Origin of the sequence: Actinomadura logoneensis, assembly GCF_003428695.1 — a bacterium.
Classification (GTDB): domain Bacteria; phylum Actinomycetota; class Actinomycetes; order Streptosporangiales; family Streptosporangiaceae; genus Spirillospora; species Spirillospora logoneensis.
In genome coordinates this window covers 15990-38588 of record NZ_QURH01000146.1, presented here as the reverse complement: position 1 = coordinate 38588, position 22599 = coordinate 15990, and the positions used below count along the sequence as shown (strand labels likewise).

24 protein-coding genes are annotated in these 22599 nt (G+C 71.6%); 19 read left to right on the top strand and 5 right to left on the bottom strand.

Going from position 1 to position 22599, the window contains the following annotated elements; translation table 11 throughout:
• The coding region (locus DZF91_RS07785) for a YhgE/Pip family protein (RefSeq protein ID WP_158587879.1) at positions 1-958 on the top strand (958 nt) is incomplete at its 5' end.
• Positions 959-1054: 96 nt separating this feature from the next.
• Here DZF91_RS07785 and DZF91_RS07780 read toward each other — a convergent pair.
• The 3 genes from DZF91_RS07780 to DZF91_RS07770 form a co-directional block, all read right to left on the bottom strand.
• Positions 1055-1831, bottom strand: a complete 777-nt coding sequence (locus DZF91_RS07780) for a polysaccharide deacetylase family protein (RefSeq protein ID WP_235834146.1) — start codon at positions 1829-1831, stop codon at positions 1055-1057.
• 366 nt (positions 1832-2197) lie between these two features.
• Complete coding sequence (locus DZF91_RS07775) at positions 2198-3070, bottom strand: enoyl-CoA hydratase-related protein (protein ID WP_117356805.1); 873 nt, start codon at positions 3068-3070, stop codon at positions 2198-2200.
• Between the two features lie 76 nt (positions 3071-3146).
• Entirely contained in the window at positions 3147-3506 is a 360-nt protein-coding gene (locus DZF91_RS07770) for a hypothetical protein (RefSeq protein ID WP_117356804.1), read from the bottom strand.
• Between the two features lie 107 nt (positions 3507-3613).
• Between DZF91_RS07770 and DZF91_RS07765 the strand changes: the two genes are divergently transcribed.
• The 8 genes from DZF91_RS07765 to DZF91_RS07730 all read left to right on the top strand — a co-directional run bounded on the left by DZF91_RS07765 (position 3614) and on the right by DZF91_RS07730 (position 11790).
• Complete coding sequence (locus DZF91_RS07765; RefSeq protein ID WP_117356803.1) at positions 3614-4390, top strand: class I SAM-dependent methyltransferase; 777 nt, start codon at positions 3614-3616, stop codon at positions 4388-4390.
• Between the two features lie 109 nt (positions 4391-4499).
• Positions 4500-5222, top strand: coding sequence for a cysteine--tRNA ligase (locus tag DZF91_RS07760; RefSeq protein WP_117356802.1), 723 nt, complete (start codon positions 4500-4502; stop codon positions 5220-5222).
• 99 nt (positions 5223-5321) lie between these two features.
• Entirely contained in the window at positions 5322-5858 is a 537-nt protein-coding gene (locus DZF91_RS07755) for a hypothetical protein (protein ID WP_147341053.1), read from the top strand.
• 124 nt (positions 5859-5982) lie between these two features.
• On the top strand, positions 5983-6702 hold the full coding sequence (locus DZF91_RS07750; protein WP_147341052.1) for a PKD domain-containing protein: 720 nt from the start codon (positions 5983-5985) through the stop codon (positions 6700-6702).
• A 195-nt stretch (positions 6703-6897) separates the two neighbouring features.
• Positions 6898-7965: a trypsin-like serine peptidase gene (locus tag DZF91_RS07745; protein ID WP_117356799.1), complete on the top strand. Its 1068-nt coding sequence runs from the start codon at positions 6898-6900 to the stop codon at positions 7963-7965.
• 307 nt (positions 7966-8272) lie between these two features.
• Complete coding sequence (locus DZF91_RS07740) at positions 8273-9775, top strand: alpha/beta hydrolase (RefSeq protein ID WP_158587878.1); 1503 nt, start codon at positions 8273-8275, stop codon at positions 9773-9775.
• A 125-nt stretch (positions 9776-9900) separates the two neighbouring features.
• Positions 9901-10431, top strand: a complete 531-nt coding sequence (locus DZF91_RS07735; RefSeq protein ID WP_117356797.1) for an NADAR family protein — start codon at positions 9901-9903, stop codon at positions 10429-10431.
• A 144-nt stretch (positions 10432-10575) separates the two neighbouring features.
• Entirely contained in the window at positions 10576-11790 is a 1215-nt protein-coding gene (locus tag DZF91_RS07730) for an alpha/beta hydrolase family protein (RefSeq protein WP_147341051.1), read from the top strand.
• 324 nt (positions 11791-12114) lie between these two features.
• Here the strand turns inward: DZF91_RS07730 and DZF91_RS07725 are convergent, their stop codons facing one another.
• Positions 12115-12675, bottom strand: coding sequence for a hypothetical protein (locus DZF91_RS07725; RefSeq protein ID WP_147341050.1), 561 nt, complete (start codon positions 12673-12675; stop codon positions 12115-12117).
• 268 nt (positions 12676-12943) lie between these two features.
• Between DZF91_RS07725 and DZF91_RS07720 the strand changes: the two genes are divergently transcribed.
• On the top strand, positions 12944-13588 hold the full coding sequence (locus tag DZF91_RS07720) for an RNA polymerase sigma factor (protein ID WP_117356794.1): 645 nt from the start codon (positions 12944-12946) through the stop codon (positions 13586-13588).
• Complete coding sequence (locus DZF91_RS07715; RefSeq protein ID WP_199486487.1) at positions 13581-14804, top strand: CU044_5270 family protein; 1224 nt, start codon at positions 13581-13583, stop codon at positions 14802-14804. The genes DZF91_RS07720 and DZF91_RS07715 overlap by 8 nt, the downstream gene beginning before the upstream one ends.
• 321 nt (positions 14805-15125) lie before the next feature.
• Here DZF91_RS07715 and DZF91_RS07710 read toward each other — a convergent pair whose 3' ends face one another.
• Positions 15126-15413 (bottom strand): hypothetical protein, encoded by a 288-nt coding sequence (locus DZF91_RS07710; protein WP_117356792.1) that lies wholly within the window; start codon positions 15411-15413, stop codon positions 15126-15128.
• Positions 15414-15501: 88 nt separating this feature from the next.
• On the opposite strand from DZF91_RS07710, the gene DZF91_RS07705 reads away from it, so the two are divergent.
• The 8 genes from DZF91_RS07705 to DZF91_RS07680 all read left to right on the top strand — a co-directional run bounded on the left by DZF91_RS07705 (position 15502) and on the right by DZF91_RS07680 (position 22595).
• Complete coding sequence (locus DZF91_RS07705) at positions 15502-16068, top strand: TetR/AcrR family transcriptional regulator (RefSeq protein ID WP_235834145.1); 567 nt, start codon at positions 15502-15504, stop codon at positions 16066-16068.
• Positions 16069-16125: 57 nt separating this feature from the next.
• On the top strand, positions 16126-17070 hold the full coding sequence (gene pip, locus DZF91_RS07700; RefSeq protein WP_117356790.1) for a prolyl aminopeptidase: 945 nt from the start codon (positions 16126-16128) through the stop codon (positions 17068-17070).
• 174 nt (positions 17071-17244) lie between these two features.
• On the top strand, positions 17245-17880 hold the full coding sequence (locus tag DZF91_RS07695) for a hypothetical protein (protein ID WP_117356789.1): 636 nt from the start codon (positions 17245-17247) through the stop codon (positions 17878-17880).
• Positions 17881-18293: 413 nt separating this feature from the next.
• Complete coding sequence (locus DZF91_RS38835; RefSeq protein WP_147341049.1) at positions 18294-18707, top strand: hypothetical protein; 414 nt, start codon at positions 18294-18296, stop codon at positions 18705-18707.
• A gap of 65 nt (positions 18708-18772) precedes the next feature.
• A complete protein-coding gene (locus DZF91_RS38830; RefSeq protein ID WP_147341048.1) occupies positions 18773-19456 on the top strand; it encodes a hypothetical protein in 684 nt (227 codons plus the stop codon).
• Entirely contained in the window at positions 19453-21234 is a 1782-nt protein-coding gene (locus tag DZF91_RS07685) for a serine/threonine-protein kinase (protein ID WP_117356787.1), read from the top strand. The genes DZF91_RS38830 and DZF91_RS07685 overlap by 4 nt, the downstream gene beginning before the upstream one ends.
• Before the next feature lie 51 nt (positions 21235-21285).
• Positions 21286-21456 carry a hypothetical protein gene (locus DZF91_RS41015; RefSeq protein WP_199486486.1) on the top strand — a complete coding sequence of 57 codons (171 nt, stop codon included), beginning with the start codon at positions 21286-21288 and terminating at the stop codon, positions 21454-21456.
• A gap of 689 nt (positions 21457-22145) precedes the next feature.
• Entirely contained in the window at positions 22146-22595 is a 450-nt protein-coding gene (locus tag DZF91_RS07680; protein WP_117356786.1) for a hypothetical protein, read from the top strand.
• Positions 22596-22599: the final 4 nt, after the last annotated feature.

The window sequence follows — 22599 nt, the reverse complement described above, 5'->3', positions numbered from 1 at the left end:
GTCCGGGCTCCGCGCCCTCGACCGGGGCGCGGCGGCCGTCGCGACCGGCGCGCGGCGCCTCGACGAGGGCGTGACGCCTCTGCTCGCGGGTGCGCGGCAGCTCCAGGCCGGGTCCGGCGAGCTGCTGTCGGGCGCCCGCCGGCTGGACGACGGCAACGCGCGGCTCCTCGCCGGAGCCCGTCAGCTCGACGACGGTAACGCGCAGCTCAGGACGGGCGCGGCGAAGCTGGCGTCCGGCCTGGCGTCGGCGCGCGACCAGATCCCGGTGATCCAGAACGACGACATGCACCACGCGGCGCAGAACTTCGCGAACCCAGTGGAGGTCAGGAGCTCCAACGCCCATCCCGCCCACCAGTACGGGCGGGGGCTCGCGCCGTTCTTCATCGCGATCGGGCTGTGGGTGTTCGGGATCGTCGCGTTCCTGCTGCTCCGGCCGGTCCCGGGACGGCTGCTGGCCGCGCGCCTCGGCTCCGGGACGGTCGCGTTCGCCGCGTTCCTGCCGGTGCTCGCCGTGGGACTGGTCGCTGCGCTGGTGCTGTTCCTCGTCCTGGACGTCGGCCTCGGCCTCGATCCCCTCTCGACCGCCGGGACGCTCGGCCTGATGGCCCTCGGCGTCGCCGCGTTCGCCGCGATCGTGCAGTTCCTGCGGATCGCGTTCGGTGCGGTCGCGGACGCGCTGGCGCTCGTCCTGCTGATCACCCAGCTGGTGTCGTGCGGCGGCCTCTACCCGGTGGAGACGCTGCCGCAGCCGTTCCGCGCGATCCACGCCGTCATCCCGATGACCTACCTGGTCGAACCGCTGCGGACGACGATCTCCGGCGGCCTGGCGAGCCGCGCGCTGCGCGACGCCGGAGTCCTCGGGCTGTACCTGGCCGCCGCGCTCGCGCTGCTGGTCGGCGCGGTCGCCCTGCGCCGCCGCTGGACGCCGTCCCGCCTCAAGCCGGACCTGGACCTGTGACCGGCCTGCTGACGGCGGGCCACGTGGTGAGGGAGACCTGATCAGTGCCTGCCTCGCCGGCTCGGGACCGGCCCGGCGGGGTCGGGACCGCCTGGGTCAGGACCAGGCGGGGAAGGGGCGGCCGACGGCGAGCTGCCTGCCCGCGGTCAGCTCACCGACCGTGACGAAGGTGAACCCGCGCTTCTTCAGGCCCGCCAGGACCCGCGGGACCGCGTCGACCGTCGTCTTGTGGATGTCGTGGAACAGCACGATGTTCCCCTTCTTCGGCTGCCGCGTCCCGACCCGGACGTTGCGGGCGACGTCCCGGTAGCGCCAGTCGAGGCTGTCCACGTCCCAGACGATCTGCGGCATCCCGACCGCCTTGGCGACCCGCGCGTTCGTCGCGCCGTACGGCGGCCGGAACAGCGTCGGCGCGACGCCGCCGGACGCCTCGGTGATCGCCTTCTCCGTCCGCTGCACCTGCGACCGGACGGCGGCGTTCGACAACCCGGTGAGCTGCGGATGCGACCACGTGTGGTTGCCGAGCTGGTGGCCCTCCAGGACCATCCGCCGCACCTCGGCCTTGTGGGCGCCGACGTTCTCGCCGAGCATGAAGAACGTCGCCCGCGCCCCGGCGTCCCGGAGGACGTCCAGCAGGTGCGCGGTGTACGGGCCCGGCCCGTCGTCGAAGGTCAGCGCCACGCACTTGACCTGCTCGCAGTTGATCGCGCGCGGGGCCGGCGTGGTCGGCGCGGGGCTCGGCGCCGCGGCCGGCTTCTTCACGGCCGCCGCCTGCTGCTTCAGCTGACCCGAGTGGACGGAGCCGCACGCGGCCCCGAGCATCGCCATCGTGAGCCCGGCAAGGGCTCCCTTCGCCACCGACTTGACCCGCATACCGCACACCTCCGCCCCGGGTAAATCGCGCACTCGCCTCCTGAGGCGTGCCCGGGAACGAATCACGTGTCGGCGAGGATCCCGTCCAGAAACGGCAAAACACCCAGCGAGCCGCGCGCGTCCGAGCGACCCGGAGCCCCCTCCGAGCGGCCCGAAGCCCCGTCCGAGCGCTTCCCAGCCGCCGACCGTGCGGCGCTCGTGCGGCGGCCAGGACCGCTGCGCGGGGTCAGTGGACAAGCCGGTCGCGACCCTCGGCGACGACTGCGCGGGGTCGTGGCGGCTGCGCGGGGTCGTGGCGGCTGCGCGGGGTCGTGGCGGCTGTGCGGGGTCGTGGCGGCTGTGCGGGGTGGTGGCGCCCTGCGTGGGTCAGCGGACGGGCCAGTCGGGGGTCTCGGCGGGCAGGTCGCGGCTGACGCGCATCGTGAACTCGGCCGGGCGCTTCTCCAGGAAGGAGGTGATGCCCTCGGCCGCGTCCGGGGCCGCGCCGAGCGCGGCCATCAGCCGGGAGTCGTTGACGTGCGAGTCCCACGGGGACGGCGCGGACAGCCCCGACCACATCAGCCGCCGGATCGCCGCCACCGAGACCGCCGAGGTGTTGTCGGCGATCTCCCGGGCCAGCGCGTACGCGGCGGGCAGCAGCTCGTCCGGCGGGTAGACGCGGGAGACCAGCCCGCCCGCGAGCGCCTCCCGGGCGTCGAACACGCGCCCGGTCGCGGCCCACTCCATCGCCTGCGCGATCCCGACGAGCCTGGGCAGGAACCAGGACGAGGCGGCCTCGGTGACGATCCCGCGCCGCGCGAACACGAACCCGAACCTGGCCTTCTCGCTGGCCAGCCGGATGTCCATGGGCAGCGTCACGGTCACCCCGACGCCGACCGCCGCGCCGTTGAACGCGCCGATCACCGGCTTGAGGCAGCGCGCGATGCGCAGCGCGACCGTGCCGCCGCCGTCCCTGGGCGTGCCGTCCTCCAGGACGTCGTCCTCGCCCGCGAACATGTCCTGGGACGCGTCCTTGTCGAAGGTGGAGCCCCCGGCGTCGAGGTCCGCGCCCGCGCAGAACGCCCGCCCCGCGCCGGTCACGACGACCACCCGGACGTCGTCGTCGGCGTCGATCCGGTCGAACGCGTCGAGCATCTCGGCGCGCATCGTGTACGTGTAGGCGTTCATCCGGTGCGGCCGGTCGAGCGTGACCGTCGCGATCCCGTCCCGCACCTCGTACTGGATCTCGGTGTACGTCATCCGGCCGTCCTTCCCGCGCAGAGTGGAAGCCGATTCTAGAACGCCACTCGGCACACCCGTCCGGGCAGGGCCGGGGTCAGGACGAGGCGGACGGGAAGAGGCGTTCCACCACGTCGCGGCGCCAGTCGGCCACGCTCAGCGGAACGCCGGGCGGCGGGTGCGGGGCGAGGAAGTCGCCGTCCGGGACGAGGTTGACCGTCACGTCCCCGGCCTCGCCGAGGGCGAAGGTGGCGGGATGGTCCGGTCCGGCGGCGGCGATCCGCCGCACCAGCTCGCCGAGCACCCGCGACCAGCCGGAGCCGAGGTACCAGGCGAGGCCGGTGACCCGCAGCTCGGGCATGCCGCGTTCGGCCAGGCCCGCCGTCCGCAGTTCCAGGCCGCCGGGCCGCTCGGCCCCGACGATCCGGACCTCTCCCCGTGTCCGATGCCGCTCCACGCCGCCGTCCTTCCCGTACCGTCCGCGAGACGCTCCAACGTCACGATATGGTGGCGCGCGCCCGGCCGGTCGCCCGGCCGGAGTGACAAGTCCGATAAATTGCGACAGTGAACTGGTCCGTGTCGACGTACGACTCAGCCTTCGGGTACGTCTCCGCACACGGCGCCCCCCTGATCGACCTGCTCGACCCGCAACCCGGCGAGAAGATCATCGACCTGGGCTGCGGAACGGGCGCCCTCACCGTGGAGATCGCCGAACGCGGAGCCGAGGTGCTGGGCATCGACGGCGCCCCGGAGATGGTCGCGCAGGCGTCCGCCCTGAACCCGGGCCTGTCCTTCACGATCGGCGACGCCCACGACTTCACCACCAGCGAGCCGTTCGACGCGGTCGCCTCCAACGCGGCCCTGCACTGGATGACCCGCGACCCGGACGCGGTGATCGCGCACGTCCACGCCGCGCTGCGGCCCGGCGGACGGTTCGTCGGCGAGCTCGGCGGCGCCGGGAACTGCGCCGAGCTGATCGCCGCGATGCAGACCGCGTGGCGCGTGTTCGGCCTCGGCGAACCCGAACTGCCCTGGTACTTCCCCACGCCCGCCGAGTACGCGGCGCGACTGGAGGACGGGGGCTTCACGATCCGGCTGCTGGAGCACGCCGACCGCCCGTCCCGGATGACCGAGTGCCCGGACGGCGCGGCCGACTGGGTCCGCCTCTACGCCCCGAGCACCCTCGCGGACGTCCCGCCCGACATGGTCGAGCCGCTGCTCGCGCGGGTGAACGAGCTGGCCGCCCCGGCATTGCGCCGCGAGTCCGGCTGGGTCGCCGACTACGTGCGCCTGCGCTTCGCCGCCGTCCGCAAGCCGGACGGCTCGACCACGCTCCCCTAGCCCGCCCCGGTCCTCCTCGCACGCCCGCGCGCCCGCGCGCCGCGTGCCGCGTGCCGTCGGTGGGCGTCGGTTCGGGGGGAGCGGGCCGGGATCGCCTAGGCTCCGAGACATGCTGCGCCTGCATGATCCGCGAACCGGACGGCTCGAAGAACCGCCCCGCGCGGAGGTCCTGCGCGTCCACGTCCTCGCGGGCACGGACCTTCGCGGCCTGGTCGTCGCCGACCTCCTCCGCCGCCTCGCCGACCGCCGCGGACGCCGCGTCCTGCTCTCGGGCGAGGCCGGCGACGCGGGCGCGGGCACGGGTGCGGGTGCGGACGCAGGCGGGGGTGCGGACACGGGCGGGGGTGCGGACGCGGGTGTCCGGGGGGACCTCTCCGAGTACGGGGTCGGTCCGCTGTATCCCGACGCGCCCGAGCGCGCGGACCTGTACGTTGCCCCGCGCGCGCACGAGGCGGACGCGTGGACGCTCGTCGTGCCTCCGGCGTCCGGCTCGTTCGAGGGCGATCCGCTGGCCGTGCGCCTGGCGTTCCTCTCCGCTCACTACCGCGAACCGCTGCACGCGGACGTCGAGGCGGCCGAGGCGCGCCTGCGGGGTTGGCGCGCGGACGTGGCGGAGTGGGCGAACGCCCCCGGCCGTCCGATGCACCGTCCCTCGGCCGCCGAGGCGGAGGCGGCTCTGGCGGACGATCTGGACACCCCGGCGGCGCTGGCCGTCCTCGACCGGATCGCGTCCGACGCCTCCCTCGCGCCGGGCGCGAAGCTGGAGACGTTCATCCACCTGGACCTCCTCCTCGGCCTGAACGTCGTCGCCGACATCGGCCGTACCGGCTGATTCCACCGCGAGCGCGGCCCTTCGGGAGGTTCCACGGACGTCCCGCGGGTCGGCCGATCATGTCGTTAGCCTGCGAGCCCGACACGTGAGGAGGGCTCGATGAGAGGCAGGGCGTCCGCGGCGCTGATCCCGTGCCTGCTCGCCACGGCGTGCGGCCCCGCCGCCCGTACGGCCGCCGCGCATGGAGCGCTGACTCCAGGAGACGTCTTTCCCGCGCCGTCCGCCGGGATGACCGCCACCACGCCCGCGAAGGCGGACGTCCTGACGCCGTACCGCCGCTTCCACCAGGTCGTCGAGCGCGCCCTGGCGCTCGGGGACGCGTCGCAGGTCACGGACGTCGCGACCGGCGCGGTGGCCGCGCGCATCAAGGACGGGATCGCCGCCGACCGGCGCGCCGGGGTCGTCCAGCGCGGCCACGCCGTCCCGAATCCGCGTGTGGCCGCCCTCCGACCGGACAGCGCGCGGATCATCGACTGCGTGCTGACAGCGGGCCCCTACACCTACCGCCGCGACACCGGCAGGCGCGTCGGGACCGCTCCCGCCCCGCGCCGCTACCTCGCGTACGCCACCCTCACCCGCACCGGCGGCACGTGGAAGGTCTCGGAGCTGATCGTCCCGGACGACTCGCGATGCTGACCCGCCCAAAGGACCTTGCATGCTGACCCGCGTCGATGGACTCGCGATGCTGACGGGCCCGAAGGACTCGCGGTGCTGACCTGCTCGAAGGACTCGCGATGCTGACCTGCTCGAAGGACTCGCGGTGCTGACCGAACCTCTGCTGGCCCTGGCACTGGCGGGTGGCGGCGGCTGCCACAAGAGCGGAACCTGGCTCTGCCAGACCGGCGCGTTCGCGACGCACCCGGGGCGACCCGCCGCCGGAGGAGGAGCCCGGCCCGGAGGAGGAGCCCGGCACGGAGCCGGTACGGCTCCTGCCGCCACCGGGGACGAGCGGACGTCTCCGTGCTGGCTGAGGAAGAACAGCGAGGTCTCCTGCCGTCACGTGTTCGTGACGCCGCCGCCGAAGACCCCGACCGCCGATGTGGTGGCGATGGCCTGGGCCTCCTTCGAGCTTCCGGCGCCGTCCCCGCACACCAACCCGTCCGGCCGCTCGTGGGTGGCGCTGCCGACGTACCTGTGGGTCGATCCGTCCGGGTGGCGCCCCCTCCGGGCGCGGGCCGCCGTGGACGGCCAGACCGTCACCATGACCGGCACGCCGCGGCGGGTCGAATGGTCGCTCGGCGACGGCGCGGTCGGCTGCGACGGCCCCGGAACGCCGTACCGGCCGGGCGGCCCGCCGTCCAACTGCTCCTACGCCTACCGCCGCTCCGGCTCGTACACGGTCACCGCCACCGCCTACTACTCGGTGAGCTGGACGTGCGAGGGCGCCTGCGACGCACGTGGCGGCACCTATGGGACCTTCCCCGTGTCCGCTTCCACGTCGCTGACCGTCCAGGAGATCCAGACCCGGACCACCGGCTGACCTCCTGACCAGACCCCGGCTGGCCGTCGCCCGGGCCACCGGCCGACCGTGCGACCGGTTCGCCCGTTCCTTCACTTTGGCGGTATTTCACCCCGCCTAAAAGCGCTTGCCGTAAATTGACGCACGCGCCCCGTAGGGCTCACCCTGGGGCTTACATCACGGCTGTTACCGCTCCCCTCACCGGAAGGCCAGTTGGTGCGTCCCCCCAAGACCCGTCTTCTCATCGCGGGCGGCGCCGTCGGCGCGCTCGCCCTCGGCGGCGGCGCCGCCTACGCGACCGCAGGCTCGTCCCCCCACGTCGCCGGGAAGGTGTCGGCCCAGAAGCCGACCGGACCGGGCATCGTCTCCAAGGACTTCGGCTCCGGCGTGTCCGCCCAGGCGCGCCTGGACCTGTCGAAGCTGAAGCTGCGTCCGATGCCGATGCCCGCCGGGCAGGCCGGCGGCATGACGGCCGACGCCGCCGACTCCGCGGGTCCACGGTCGCTCAGCCTGGACGGCTCGCTGCCCGAGGAGTCCCCGGACGCGCTGAAGGCGCCGAACACGGTCGGCGCGGCCAGCTCCGCCGCGAAGGTCTGGCCGCGGCACGGCAAGGCGCCCGCCCGCACGATCGGACGCCTCGTCGCCAGCGACGACGGCCTCTACGGCTACTACTGCACCGCGACCGTCATCACCTCGCACAACAAGTCGACCCTGTGGACGGCCGGGCACTGCGTCCACAAGGGCCGGGGCGGGACCGGCGGCTTCTACCGCTACTACGCCTTCGAGCCCGACTACGACAACCACCGGAGCCTGGGCACCTGGTACCTGAACACCCTCCGGGTCATGGCGCCGTGGGCCAACAACCGCGACCTGCGCTACGACTTCGCCGCGTTCACCGTCCAGAAGCACGGCAAGACCGCGATCCAGTCGGTGACGGGCGCGCAGGGCGTGAGCTTCGGGTACAAGCACCGCGCGTACCCGTTCCGCACGTTCGGCTACCCGGCGGTCTTCCTGCCGTCCGGGAGGAAGGTCCCCGGCGCCCTCGAACGGCTCTACTACTGCTCGGGGACGAGCTTCGCGTCCCGGTACCCGACCGGCGGGCTCGGCATCATGTGCAGCATGGGCAACGGCGCGAGCGGCGGGCCGTGGCTGTACGGGATGAAGAGCAACGGCATCGGACGGGTCGCGGGCGTCAACAGCACCCACATGACCCGGACGCTGCAGATGAACTCGCCGTACCTCGGGTCCGCCGCCGTCACCCTCTACCGGGCGACCCAGGGCTGACGCCACCGCTTCTGCCGGGCGCCCCAGGGCTGACGCCCCCCGCTTCTGCCGGGCCGCCCGGGGGCGACGTCCTCCTCGGCCACCCCGGCCACGGCGGCCACGGCGGCCACGGCGGGACGTGTACGTGTGCCGTTCCGCCGTGGCCGGAAACGGCTTGGCCCGAAGCGCTCCCGGCGGCGGGCGGGCGTCCGGAAGGTCCTGGTTTTTCGGCGTTCCTGCGGCGGAACATGACCCAAACGTGATCTCCTGTCGAGATCATCTTCGTCGTTTCCCCGCTGACCCCCCATCCCCACAGGAGTCCCTTTCCGTGACCCGTACGGGCCGCACGGCGGGATTCGCCGCGACCGCCGCCCTCGCCGCGGCGGCGGCGCTCGTCTCCACGCCGGCGCACGCCGCGTCCCCCGCCAAGATCACCTGGAAGCCCTGCGCGGACGACCGCTCCGCGCAGTGCGGAACGCTCTCCGTCCCCATCGACAGGGCCCGTCCCAAGCTCGGCCGGATCAAGCTGGCCGTGGCGCGGGCGAAGGCCACCGACCCCAAGCGCCGCCTCGGGACGATCTTCGTCAACCCGGGCGGCCCCGGCGCCTCGGGCATCGACTTCGTACTCGACCGGGCCGGGCTGAACCGTGAGGTCCGCAAGCGCTACGACATCGTCGGGTTCGACCCGCGCGGTGTCGGCGGAAGCCATCCCGTCAAGTGCGGGAAGCTCGGCAAGGCCCCGGCGCTCTACCCGAAGAACCAGGCCGAGTTCACCAAGCTCCGGTCCTACCAGCGGGCGCTGTACACGGCGTGCCGCAAGAACACCGGCCCCATGTACGACCACATGGGCGCCACCGACTTCGCGCGCGACATGGACGCCGTCCGCGCGGCGCTCGGCGAGCAGAAGATCGCCTACTACGGCGTCTCGTACGGCACGTGGCTCGGGCAGCGGTACGCCGAGCTGTTCCCCGGCCGGGTCAAGGCCCTGGTCGTGGACGGCACGATGGACCACTCCGTCGCGGGCGCCGTCCGGTTCTCCACGGACGAGTCGCGCGGCCTCGAGGCGGCGTACGCGCAGTTCGCGCGCTGGTGCCCGACGTCCAGGTACTGCGCCATCCGCGGCAAGAACCCGTGGAAGGTGCTGGACACGCTGCGGGCGCGGGCCGCCAAGGGCACGCTGCACGACATCGACTCGTCCAAGATCCGGCTGACCACCGTCGGCCTCGCACAGATGGTCCGCGCGACGATGTACGACCCGATCGCGTGGAACGAGCTGAGCGAGGAACTGGCCTACCTGTCGCGGCAGAAGGTCCGGAAGGTCACCAGCCCCCGGGCCAAGGCGTCCCCGGACGGCCGGTTCGCCGGGATCATGTGCTCGGACTGGACGTTCCCGGTCCGCAACCACAAGGACCTCGCCGCGCTGTGGAAGGCGAACCGCAAGGCCGCCCCGCACCTCGGGACGAGCCCGCTCGGCTACGAGGCCGTCGTCGCGTGCCTGGGCCGTCCGGCGGGCGCCGACCGGCAGCGGCCGTCCCGTGTCCCGCCGTCCGTGCCGGTGCTGGTGATCGGCGGCGTCGGTGACCCGGCGACCGTCCTCCCCTGGGCCCAGAGCGTGAACCGGCAGGTCAGGGGCTCGTCCCTGGTGACCTACCAGGGCGCGGGCCACGGCATGTACGGGCTGAGCGGATGCGTCCGCACCTCGGTGGACGCGTTCCTGCTGGCGGGCCGGCGCCCGGCCGGCGGTACGCGCTGCCCGGCCGTCCTGCCGGACTACAGCTCGCAGGGCGAGCGCCGTGCTCCGGGCAAGGCGCAGGAGCCGCTGCGCTTCTGAGCCGTCGCCCGTCGAACCCCCGGCCGGATCTTCCGGTCGGGGGTTCGTCGTCTCAGGGACGCGGCCGGTCGGGCGTTTATCTGATTGCACGGGTTCCGTGAATGCGCGACGCTCGGGCTGTGACCATGGACGAACTTCTCGAGCTGGAGAAACGCGGCGAACTCCCCACGTTCGTGCTGTTCTGGGGAGGGACCAGCGCGAAGGGCTGCCTCAGCCAGTGGTACCCGTCGCCGTTCACGGTGGACGGCGTCCGGTATCCGACCGCCGAGCACTTCATGATGTGCGAGAAGGCCCGGCTGTTCGGGGACGAGGCGGTGGTCGGCGAGATCCTCGCGTCGCCCGAGCCCGGCCGCGCCAAGGCTCTCGGCCGGAAGGTGCGCGGCTTCCGCGAGGACACCTGGGTCGAGCACCGGTACGACATCGTCCGGCGGGGCAGCGTCGCCAAGTTCGCGTCCGATCCCGCCCTGCGCGACTTCCTGCTCTCGACCGGCAGCAAGGTGCTGGTGGAGGCCAGTCCGCTGGACCGCGTCTGGGGCATCGGCTACGACGAGCACGCCCCCCAGGCCCTCCGCCCGTCCCAGTGGCGCGGCCTGAACCTGCTCGGCTTCGCCCTGATGGACGCCCGCACCGAACTGGCCGCCGGCGCCGACGACTAGCCGGACGACGACCGCCCGCCCGAGCAGGACGGATGCCCCCGACGAACTGCGCGAGGACGTTGCCGGGCACGGACGCGCGCGGAGGGTCGGGCGGTGCTTTCGGGCGGGACATGGCAGTGACCGGGCTCCGTTACCGTCGGGGGCGTGCCCCTTCGTAGCGCCATGACCGCCGCCAAGCCCTCCAAGTCCGCCCGACGACGCCTCAGCCCCGGACGGCTCGTCCTGTCCGGGCTGGCCGCCCTGCTGCTCCTGGCGTTCGCGGCCTCCCTCTCGATCGGGTGGTACTTCTCCGGGGTCGCCACCCAGGTGGAGCACGGCCGGACCTACGACCTGCGGGTGCGAGCCGTCACCGGCGACACGGTCACGCTCCCCCGGACGAAGGCGACCCTGCGGCGCGGCGTCTTCGGGCTGGAGTGGGCCGAGAACGGCCGGAAGGGCGCCGGACGGGCGATCATCGGAGAGGTCGTCAGGAGCGAGACGATCGCCGGGGTCGGCACCGGGACGGTCGTCCGGAAGGTGCTGTCGGTGCCGTCCGGAAAGCTGGTGCCGCAACTGGAGGCGGCGATCGACCACTGGGTCTACGGCGGCGACCCGAAGAAGGCGGTCGGCCTGGACTACCGGAACGTCACCTATCCGTCGCAGTTGGGCGCGATGCCAGCCTGGTCCGTCCCGGGCCGGACGAACAACTCCCCGTGGGTGATCGCCGTCCACGGCCACAACGCCGACCGCGCCGAGAGCTTCCGCGCGATGAGGACCGTCCACGACGCGGGCCTGCCGATGCTGTCGATCGCCTACCGCAACGACGAGAACGCGCCGTCCGCGGCGAACGGCCGCAACCTGCTCGGCTCGAAGGAGTGGAACGACGTCGCGTCCGCGATCGCCTACGCGCGCTCGCAGGGAGCCACCGGCGTCGTCCTGTACGGATGGTCGATGGGCGGGTCCATGGTGATGTCCGCGCTGCGGCACACGCCCGACGCGTCGTTCGTCCGCGGCGTCGTGCTCGACTCGCCCGTCCTGGACTGGACGGCCACGCTCCACAAGCAGGGCGCGTCCCGCGGGCTGCCGACCTTCGAGACCGACGTCGCCATCAAGATGATGGAGTGGCGCTACGGCGCCGACATCGGCGCCATGGACATGCGCCCGTTCGCGCGGCACCTGAAGACGCCGGTGCTGCTCTTCACCGCCGAGCAGGACGACACGGTGGACAACCGTCCGTCCTACGAGTTCGCGCGGAAGGCTCCGGCGGGCCTGGTCACGCACATCTCCGAGGCCACGGCCGACCACACCGAGGCGTGGAACGTGGACTCGGCCGCCTACGAGCGCGCGCTGGCGACCTTCCTCGGCAAGGTCGGCTCGTAGCTCCTCGGCAGGTTCGGGCTCGTGGTTGCTCGGCAGGTTCGGGCTCGTGGTTGCTCGGCAGGGCCGGCCTCGTCAACGGCGGGCGGACACGGATGAGCGCCCTGCCCGGGTGCGCGGACAGGGCGCTCAAGCGAACGCTCGGCTGGCGGGCCGGAACGCCCGGTTCGACTTCACCGGCTCGCGGCGAACCGCCCTGCGCCCGGACGCGGATGCCCGCGAGACGCGAGGCGCTCAGCCCGCCGGACGCCATTCGGTCAGCTCACCGGCCGCGAGTTGGCCAGCTCACCGCACGCGAGTCGGTCAGCCCGCCGGGCGCGGGCGGTATCAGCCGGCCCAGACGCGGTAGCGCCCGTTGAAGGCGCCCATGATGTCGGCGTACGGACGGTAGTAGTGCCGGTTGCCCGTGTAGTAGAAGGTGTACTGGCTCTTGGCCAGCACGGACGCCCACGTGCGGTCGTGCGTGAGCGTGCGCTGGCGCCAGCCGATGAGCCGCCAGGTCCGCTTGTTGTAGGTGTACGCGGACCGGTTCACCCGCGCCGAGTTGACGTGCAGCCCGTCGTAGCACCAGGTCAGGCGGGACTTCACGTAGATGATCCAGCGTCCGTTCCGGGTCGACTTGCGGCCCTGCGTCCGCTGGACCCAGCGGCAGGACGTGGCGTGCACCGTCCCGCTCGCCGCCCTGGTGAGCTGGGGCAGGACGAGCTGCTGGCCCGCGCCGCGCGCCATCCTCTGCGCCGCGGCCCCGGTCACCGTTCCCTGCTCGACGGTCGTGGCCGCGACCCCGAGGCCGTCCGCCGGGGTGGTCGCCCCGGCCGGCAGGGCCGTCCCGGCGACTCCGGCCACGAGCGCCCCGGACGTGATCGCCACTGCGGTGAACTTTCGCATCTGCGTCTCTCCTCGCGTGGGGGGATGAGCGAGTCACGCAGACGATAGCGTCTATTTGCTTCACGGTGGGGGTGTCGAGTCCCACACACGTAGGGACGAACCGGGCCGCGCACCCACGCGTCCAACCACTTGCGCAGCAGACCGTCCTGCGAGGCGCGGCGGCCTCTGACACCCCGGCCATCCGGGCGTGAAGGGGAATCGGCGATCCGGATGAGTACCCGTGACAGCCGTTCCCCTCCGAAAGGCGCCCCATGCCGAGGAGCCATCCATGACCGCCCCGTCCGGCACCGTCCGCGCCGGACGGACGGACGCGGCGGACGACACCGAGGACGACGCCGCGGTGATCTCAGGGTCCCTGGCCGACCCGGACCGGTTCGCCGCGATCTACGACCGGCATTTCGCTGACATCTACCGGTACGTGGCCGCGCGCCTGGGCCGGGACACCGCCGACGACCTCGCCGCCGAGACGTTCGTGACGGCGTTCCGCAAGCGGGACGGCTTCGATCCGGCGCGCGGCGGCGTCCGGCCCTGGCTGTTCGGGATCGCGACCAACCTCGTGGCCCTGCACCGGCGCGCGGAGAGACGCCGCTACGACGCCCTCGCCCGCGCGCACGCCGCGTCCTCGCTCCCGGACGAGGACGCGCCCGACGAGCGGATCGCCGCCCGGGTGACCGCCGAGGGCGCCCGTCCGCGTCTCGCCGACGCGCTCGCCGCGCTGCCGGAAGGCGACCGCGACGCCCTGCTCCTGGTCTCCGTCGCGGGGCTCGGCTACGACGAGGTCGGCCAGGCCCTCGGCATCCCCGCCGGGACGGTGGGCTCCCGCCTGAGCAGGGCCAGAAGGAAGCTGCGCGAGGCGCTGGGCGGAGACGACCCGACGCGCCTCACGGACACCGAGGAGGACCCCCGTGGATGACCCGACCACCCTGGACGTCCTCGTCGGCGCCCTGCTGGACGAAGGCGGACCGACCGACGACGTCACCGCCGCGGGCCGCGCCCGCCTCACCGCCACAACGGCCCCGCCGCGAACCCCTCCGCCTACGCCGCGGACCGTTACGCCGTCCGCGGCCTTGCGGAGGCGCCGGAGGAGGCCGCGGGTGCGGGGCGCGGCTCTCACCGCGGTCGCCGTCGCCGCCGCGTCCGCCGTGGCGGTCGCGCTGGTCGGCACATCGTCGGACGAGCGCGGAGCCCGCGCGTCCGGACCGTCCGCCGAGGAGACGCGGGTCCAGTCGCTGGCGGCGCGCCGCTTCCTGCTCGCCGCCGCGGACTCCCTCGACAAGGACACGAAGCCGCTGCCGACCGGACGATGGTGGCGGCAGCGCGTCGTCGAGGGACAGGCGTTCCACGTCGGCCGCGGCAGGGGCTACACCGTGGACATGGAGGTGGAGAAGGACTCCTGGCAGTCCCGGACGGAGCACGAGCGGCCCACCGAGTACGTGGACGAGAACGGCCGGACGGTCACGCCACCGCCCAGGCTCCGGCACCTGTCCTTCGCCCGGACCCGTCCCGTCGTCCCGCAGACCCCGGCGGACGAGGCCGCCTGGCGGACGGCGGGCGCGCCCGTCCGCTGGCAGACCACGGCGGACGGCGACAAGGTGAACCTCACCCGGGACAACACCCGGCCACCGCAGTACGAGGGGTCGCCCTACGTTCAGACGCCCGACCGCGACGCCACCGGTCACGACGCCGTCCCGGACGTGAACGAACGCCTCCGCGTGGGCCGCGACCCGGCCGCGTTCGTCGCCGCCATGCGCGCCGCGCCCGGCTTCCTGGAGGACAGCGCGCAGCGGCTACGCGCCGGAAGCCGCTTCCTCGGCGACAAACTGGCCACGCCCCGGGCCCGGGCCGCGGCGTTCCGCGCCCTGGCCGCCCTCCCGGGCGTCCGTTCGGTCGGGACGGTCAAGGACGCGCGGGGCCGCAGCGGCATCGCGCTCGCACCCCCATGGATCGACCGCGTGGACGGGACCGTCGTCGAGTACCAACTGATCCTGGACCCCCGCACGTACGACATCCTCGGCGACCAGATGCTCGTGAAGCGGTCCGGCAGGAACGGCGTTCCCGCCGGGGCGCTGTTCTCGTACGGCTACGTCCTGGAAGAAGGCTGGACGAACACCACCCCGCCGTCCCACTGAACCGCGGACCGGGCCCGCCGCGCGGGAATGCGGCGGGCCGGTTCGCCGAGGATCGCGAGCCGGGACGGCCACGTACGGCTGACACCCGGCAGGCGGCCCCGGCGAGCACTGGTCCCCGCCCGTCCGTGTGCACTGGTCCCCGCCCGTCCGGCGCCGGCCCCATCGACCGTCCGGTGAGTGCCGGCCCCATCGACCGTCCGGTGAGCGCCGGCCCCGACCGGCGCTCTCCGCGGCCTCAGCTGGGCGCGCACCGCCCCACCCGGAGCGGACGCCGCCCTGGCTCCCCCACCCAGCGGCGGCCTGGCGGGGGCGGGCCGACGGTCACCGCGACAGGAGCGTGTGCACCTGGCGGGGCTTCACCTCGCGCTCGTCGAACACGACGACGTCGCCCAGCTCGCCTGCCACGGCCCCGAACGCCGCCTGGAACGTCTCCGAGGTCTCGAACTCCCCGCTGGTGACCACCGCGTCGCCCTCGGGGGTGACCCAGACGTCGGCCCGCACGAATCCCGGCCGCGTGGCGAGAAAGTCGCGGACCTGGCGGGTCCGTCCGACGAACTCCTCGGTGTGGTCGGCCCGCGGGTAGTGGAAGGCGATGAACCCGAACGACATGACGACTCTCTCCCCTGCGTTATACGCTTCCGTACAACTGCGAGGCTAGGCCTGTTGTACGGCCCCGTACAACGGGTGGGACGGTGAGGTGGACCACACCATGGGAGCGCTGCGCACCCCGCGCGGGAAATGGGTCGAGGAGGGTCTGCGGACGCTCGCCGAGAGCGGCGTGGACGCCGTCCGCGTCGAGGCCCTGGCCAAGTCCCTCGGCGTCTCCAAGGGCGGCTTCTACGGCTACTTCGCCGACCGCGACGCCCTGCTGACCGAGATGCTGGACCGGTGGGAGCGCGAGGCCACCGACGACGTTTTGGCCCGCGTCGAGCAGGAGGGCGGGGACCTCAAGGACAGAGCCCGCCTCGCCGGACGGCTCACCTTCTCCGAGCGCCTGCTCCCCATCGACCTGGCCGTCCGCGACTGGGCCCGCCGCGACCCGGCCGTCGCCGAGCGCCTGCGCCGCGTGGACAACACGCGCATGGACCTGCTGCGCCAGGCAGTCGCCGCCTCCTGCGACGACCCCGACGAGATCGAGGCGCGCAGCCTGCTGGCCTTCTGCGCGGCCATCGGCAGCCACTTCCTCGCCGCAGACCACCCCGGCCGCACCCGGGCGCAGGTCCTCGCCCGCGCCGCCGACCTCCTCCTCGACCGTCCGCGCTGACCGGGCACGCCGGACGGGCGTCCGGACGTTACCCCTCCGACCAACAGTGAGGACGCGATGTATCCCCCCACCGAACCGCACGCGCGCGGAATGCTGCCGGTAGGCGACGGCCAGGAACTGTACTGGGAGGAGTGCGGCAATCCCGACGGGAAGCCGGCGCTCGTCCTGCACGGCGGGCCGGGCGGTGGCATCCTGCCGTCCCTGCGCCGCTGGTTCGACCCCGACGCGTACCGGATCATCCTGTTCGACCAGCGCGGCTGCGGACAGAGTCGGCCGCACGCAGGCGACGTCCGCGTGGACCTCTCCGTCAACACGACCGCGCACCTGGTCGCCGACATCGAACTGCTCCGCGCTCACCTCGGCATCGAGCGTTGGCTACTGTTCGGCGGCTCCTGGGGCAGCACCCTCGCGCTCGCCTACGCCCAGCGGCGCCCGGAAGCGGTCAGCGAGATGGTCCTGCGCGGCGTGTGGCTGCCGGACCTCGAGGCCGACACCGCCTGGGCCACCGGGCCGCACGGCGCGGCCCGCCTCTTCCCCGAGGACTACGAGCGCCTCCGCGACCTCATCCCGCCCGCCGAACGCGACGACCTCACGTCCGCCTACGGACGCCGCCTCAACGACCCCGACCCTTCCGTCCACGTCCCGGCGGCGCGCGCGTGGGGCGCGTGGGAGATGGCCGCGAACACCCTCCTGCCCGTCCCGCCACCCGACCTGGACGACGCGACGCTGATCGCGTTCAGCCGCATCCTCCAGCACTACCTCAGCCGCCAGTGCTTCCTCACCAAGGACGAACTCCTGGACGGCGTCGACAGGATCCGGCACATCCCGGCCGTCATCATCAACGGCCGCTACGACATGAAGACCCCGCCGGACGCCGCCTACGCCCTGCACCGCGCCTGGCCCGAGGCCGAATACCACATCGTCGAGGACGCGGGCCACGGCGGATCCGAGCCCGGCACCGCCCGACTGCTCGTCCGCGCCACCGACCGCTTCCGCAAGTGACATACCGGGCGTGCCGTCCACCCGCGAAACGGCACGCCCACCGTCACTCGGCCCCGCGCGCCCGGCCCGCTCGTGAAAACCTTTCGGCAACGGAACTCTTCACTCGCAACATGCACCTCTGTAAGCTTTCGCGCGTACTCCGCCTCGTTGTCAGCAATGCGGCCAGGGATAGCGATGCACAGCCGGTCGGTAGGTTCGTCCCCCGCGGGGACCGCTCGCGCCGTCCGCAAGCGCGCTGACCGGACCCCCCGAGCCGCCGCCGCGGCCCTCCTGACCCTGACATGCGCGTCCGCATGCGGCGGCTCCTCGTCCAAAGGCGGCTTCGACCCGAACGGCAAGTTCGAGAACACGGGCAACAGCTCCCCGGGCCTCCCGCCGTCCCCCACCGCCTCCGGCCCGCCGAGCACGTTGACACCCAAGCAGGTGGACGACGCCGTCCTCCAGGCGTACCACCGCTTCCAGCAGACCTACCAGCAGGTCTACACGAACAACGACCCCACGCCCCTCGCCCAGGTCGCCGCCGACCCTCTCCTCGCCAAGGTCACCAACGACGTCCAGGCGACGAAGGCGAAGGGCGAGATCTGGCGCTTCGTCAACATCTCCAACCCCCGCGTCTACGCCCGCTCCAAGGACGGCGCGAAGGTCTTCGTCATCGACTGCATGCGCACCCTCGCCGGCTACCGCTTCTCCACCAAAACCGGCAAACGCCTGGGCGGACGAACCGGCAGCGCCTACGTCTACAGGACGGGCCTCAAGTACGTCGACGGTGTCTGGAAGGTCTACGACAGCGTCCAGGACAAACAATGCTGACCCCGCACGCCGCACCGCGCCGCCCCCGCCGGGCGTTGGGCAGGGAAGGAACCCCCATGCCAGGAAGAGCCAGACCGGCCCTCCGCACAGCAGGTTTGTGCGCCGCCGCACTGACAGCCGCCCTCCTCGTGCCCGCCCAGGCACAGGCCGACCCCTGTAACACGGGAAGCGGCGGCGGCTTCGGCTGCAACAACAACTCCCCCGGCAGCGGAGGCGGAGGTGGCGGCGGCGGCACCGGCGGCGGCGGAGGCGGCGGGGACCTCGGTGGCACTGGCCCCGGCACGATAGACGGCACCGACCCCTTCGGCATTCCGGCTCCGACAAACGGGCAACCCCCGCCGCCACAGGTTCAACACGTACCGACGATCTCACTTGCCCAAGCAGCCGCCTCACAAGCTCAGCTTCCAGTTCCCGTGGTCCACACGGCCCCCTCCGGCAAGACCTACGTGAGCGTGCGCACCTCGTTCTGGGTGGACGGTTTCAAGACCGTCTCCACGCCGCCCGCCAGCGTCCCCGGACAGAGTGTGACGGCGACCGCCTCACCGGCCTACGTCACCTGGGCGCTCGGAGATCCCACCAATCCGCAGATGACCTGCCAGGACGGTGGCAGCCAGTCCGGCGACAGCTGTAACTACACCTACAAGAAGTCCTCGGTCGGCGTTCCCGGCGGCTCCTACCAGGTCACAGCAACGATCACCTGGAACATCCACTGGACCTGCGTGGGGAACGACTGCGACCAAGCGGCGGGCGACCTCCCGGCCATGACCATGGCTTCCGCCCCAACACCACTGGTCGTTGGCGAGATCCAAGCGGGAAGCCGGCAGTGAGGACGACCGCGAGTGTCCGGCGGTCCTTCCTTCTGACACTCGCCGTCCTGACGTCCTCGACGCTGGTGATCAGCGGATGCGGTGGGTCGCACAAGAAGGACGCTAAAACCAAAGCGCCCTCGCCCACGTCCGCTACGCCGAGCCCCGTACCGACCTTCAACCGCTCTCAGGTAAATGCCGCACTCCTGAAAGCGGACGACATCCGCAGCGGAATCAAGCAGATACCTGTCGTCCTCGATCAGGTGCGCGAGAACAAACTTCCCCTGTGTTCACTCACGGGCATGAAACTCCCGGGCACGCCGCAGCTGATCACCCGTCAGTTCACCAACAAGGTTCTCGGCAAGGACCAGTTCCAGTACACCCAACTAGTCGCACTGTACGCGGACGCCGGTGCGGCGAGCGCGGCATTTAGCACAGTCACCCAAGCACTCGGAAAGTGCCCGGCGAAGCATCACGCACCACCGAGGCAGCTAGCAAATAACCGAACAGTGCTGGCCCACGATGACACCTGGAAATCCAGTAACACCGCCATAGGTCAGTGGCCTCACGTCCAAGCCATCGAGCAGCAGACAGTTTCCCCCGACGCCACAAAATACAACGCATATCATTTTATTTACGACTATGCGTGGCGCGGCAACCTCATGTTCGCTTCCGTCTACGTCCAGCGGACGGCGCCCAAGGATTCCACTGCACCCATCATTCAGCAGGCAAGTGGAATCCTCCAGAAGCAGCTCGGCAAGTTCGGATGAGCTGGAGCCCGTGGCGGCTTCCGGGTTACACCGAGCTCATGGAGTTGGGGTCGGGGACGCAGGGACGCGTCGTCCTCGCTCGGTACGACGGTGGCGGCAGTCCGGTGGCGATCAAGTACCTCGCCCCTGACCAGCGCGCCGATCCGCGCTTACGGGCGATGTTCCGCCAGGAGGCGGCGCTGCTGCAACGGGTGGCGAACCCGCACGTCGCCAGATTGCTCGATTATGTCGAGCGACCTGAGGGCCTGGCGATTGTCATGGAGGCGGTGCCGGGCCGGTCGCTGCGTGCTGTACTCGACAGCCACAACGGACCGCTCGCGCCGGAAGCCGCGTTGCTCACTCTCAAGGGCTCGTTGCTCGGCCTGGCCGCCGCCCATGCGGTGGGCATCGTCCATCGGGACTACAAGCCAGGCAACGTCCTCATCCAAGACGACGGCAGAAGCAAGCTCATCGATTTCGGAGTGGCCGTCCTGACGGGTCAAGCGGGAATCGCGGGAACTCCGGCGTACATGGCCCCCGAGCAGTGGAGCGGTCAGCCCGCGTCTCCCGCCACGGACATCTATGCCGCCACGTGCGTCTTCCTCGAATGCGCGTCCGGCCGCAAACCCTTTCAAGCTCAGACTCTGGACGAACTGCGAGCGCTCCATCTACACCGAGCCCCCAGTCTGGAAGGAATCCCCGAGCTCTTTCATCCGCTTGTCATGCACGGACTGGCCAAGGACCCGACGCAACGCCTGTGGGACGCGAACGCGTTCGTCCGTGAGCTTGAGGCACGGGCGGTCAGCACGTACGGCCACGACTGGGAACGCCGCGGACTCATCGCTCTCGCCGCGGTCGCCGGCCTCATCACCGCCGCCATTCCAACAACGCTCCTGGCCGGGACGTTCATCGCCTCGGGAAGCACCTCAGCCGCCGCAGCCACCGGCGCGTTGTCGACAGGAGTGTCCAGCGCAGGAGTTTCCGCGGCCGGAGGCTCCGCACAGGCGGGTGCCGCTTCTCAGGCCTCAGCGCAGCTCGGCGCGACCGGTACGAAGGGGGTGCTGTCGAAGGTCGGCGGCACCAAGGGAGCGGTTGCGATCTGCGGCGCCGGGGCCGCGGCCACAGCGGCCGCAGTCCTCCTCTGGCCGTCCGGTCCGAAGGTGGGCGGCCAGGCGAGCGGCACGTACGTCATCTCGTTCACGAAGCCCGGCGTCCTGCTCGGTCAGCCGAACATGCCCGCTTCCGAGACCCCGTTCATGCGGTTTCAGATCACGGTCAGTCCGGCGCGGGCCCGTCCCGGCACCCAGGTCAGCGTCGTCACCAGATTCAACGCCAAGAGCCCGTTCGGCGTCGCCTATTCGGCCAGCGGACAGCGGCGATGCTACGGCGAGAAGGACCATCCCCCCGGACTCATCAAGAACTACAACTTCGGGATCGGCCAGGACGACGGGACCAAGCTCGGGAAGAACGAGGGCACCACAGCGCTCTTCCCCATCCCGCCCAACCGGCCGGGGACGATCCCCACGACGATCGGCCAGGTCGTCACAACCGTGCACCAGGTGAGCAACAACCACCAGCCCTACGTTCAGAGCGAGTGCGCCTACCTCAGCACGTTCGTGATGACGGACACCTTCATCCTGCCGCCCTCGAAGACGGTGAAGCCGGGCAGGTACCTGCTGTCCCAGAGCAACAGCCCGCGCATCACCCGGACGTCGCGCGACAACGTGGACATCCCACCGTCCTCCGCCGGCGCGACGGCGACCGGAACCCTCCCCGTCTTCACCGTGCTCAAGGGATAGCGAGCCCTCGCTATCCTCAACCGATCCAAACTCGGGATAAAAGGGGCATAGATGCACGACTACGCGGTCGGCTGGGGCACGCTGAGCCTGATCAACGCCGGACTCGCTCAGGCGAAGGGCCGCAGCGGCCTCAACTGGTGGTTCGTGTCGTTGTTCCTGGGGCCCATCGCAACATTCCTGATCGTCGTCTGGGACCGCCTCCCAGCGAAAGACCCCCACTAAGCCCCCGCTGCGCCCCTCCACGAGCTAGCGCAGCCGACTGCCTCGACATGAGTCCCACGCGTTCTCCGCTCGACCGACCCCTTCATCGAGAGCCTCCCCGCACTACTGGCCGCGCATCGCATTCACACCGCGCGTCCGCGGAAAGCGCTCCACACCTAACCTGCTCGTCCAAGGTGGGGAGCCGCGTCCAAGGGGCGGACAGCGAGCACTAGCAGCTCAGACCCCTTCGGTTCCACTGACCCGGACCTACTGGACGGTCCTCAACACCGCCGCTCCCTTGCCCTCTTCGGCGTCCCAGTCGGACTCGCTGTCCAACATCGACATAGCCACCGTCCTGACCTCGACGTGACGCCCCTCAGATCTGCCATCCGTGGGCGACGCAGCCCCCCTGCCCGACAGCCAGGAAAACCATCTAGAGGAGCGCTAAGAACCTCGTTTGCGGAACCTTCCTGACGAATTTCACTCGGGCGGTCACCACCGCTAGTCGATCGCTCACATCCACCGCCCAACAATTCCTCCTGCGACCTCGCAGGTCAGGGGGACGGCTCCGCGGAGGGGCGCCCAGCGAGGCTGACTGGACACCTTTCAACCGATGTGGCTGCTGTTGACTCGATTCGCAGAGTTGCGGCAAGATCGCAGGTCGAGTCCCCGCGCTTTCCTCGTTCGCTCCGCTCCCCCCGGAGGAGTCGATGGCCCACGACGGCCCTAACACCAACCCGCAGGACAACTGGAAAGGACTCGCCAGCAACGGCGCCGACGTCGTCCACCAGGACCTGCGGCCCCTTGCCCGCAAACTTGAGGGCTACTTGGAAACAATGGTGGACTCAGCAACCGCCCATCTGACGACGGCGGGATCGGTCCCCGCGTCCGCCTACGGCCAGTGGGACGCCGCCACCGGGCTGGCAGGCACCGTGACCACCACACACCGAGGCATCACGGCGCAGCACATCTCATTCGTGCACGCACTGCGGGACATGGTCCACCGACTTCACGTCACGATGAACGTCTACGACGAGCACGAGCAGATCATCGACGCGAAGATCAATCGGCTGGACCAACTCCTCAAGGCAGCACCGCGGCCAAGCCACGCGCCAAGCCCCCTGTCCACGTCGCCCAAGGCCGCTGGCCCGTCCTGGTAACCCG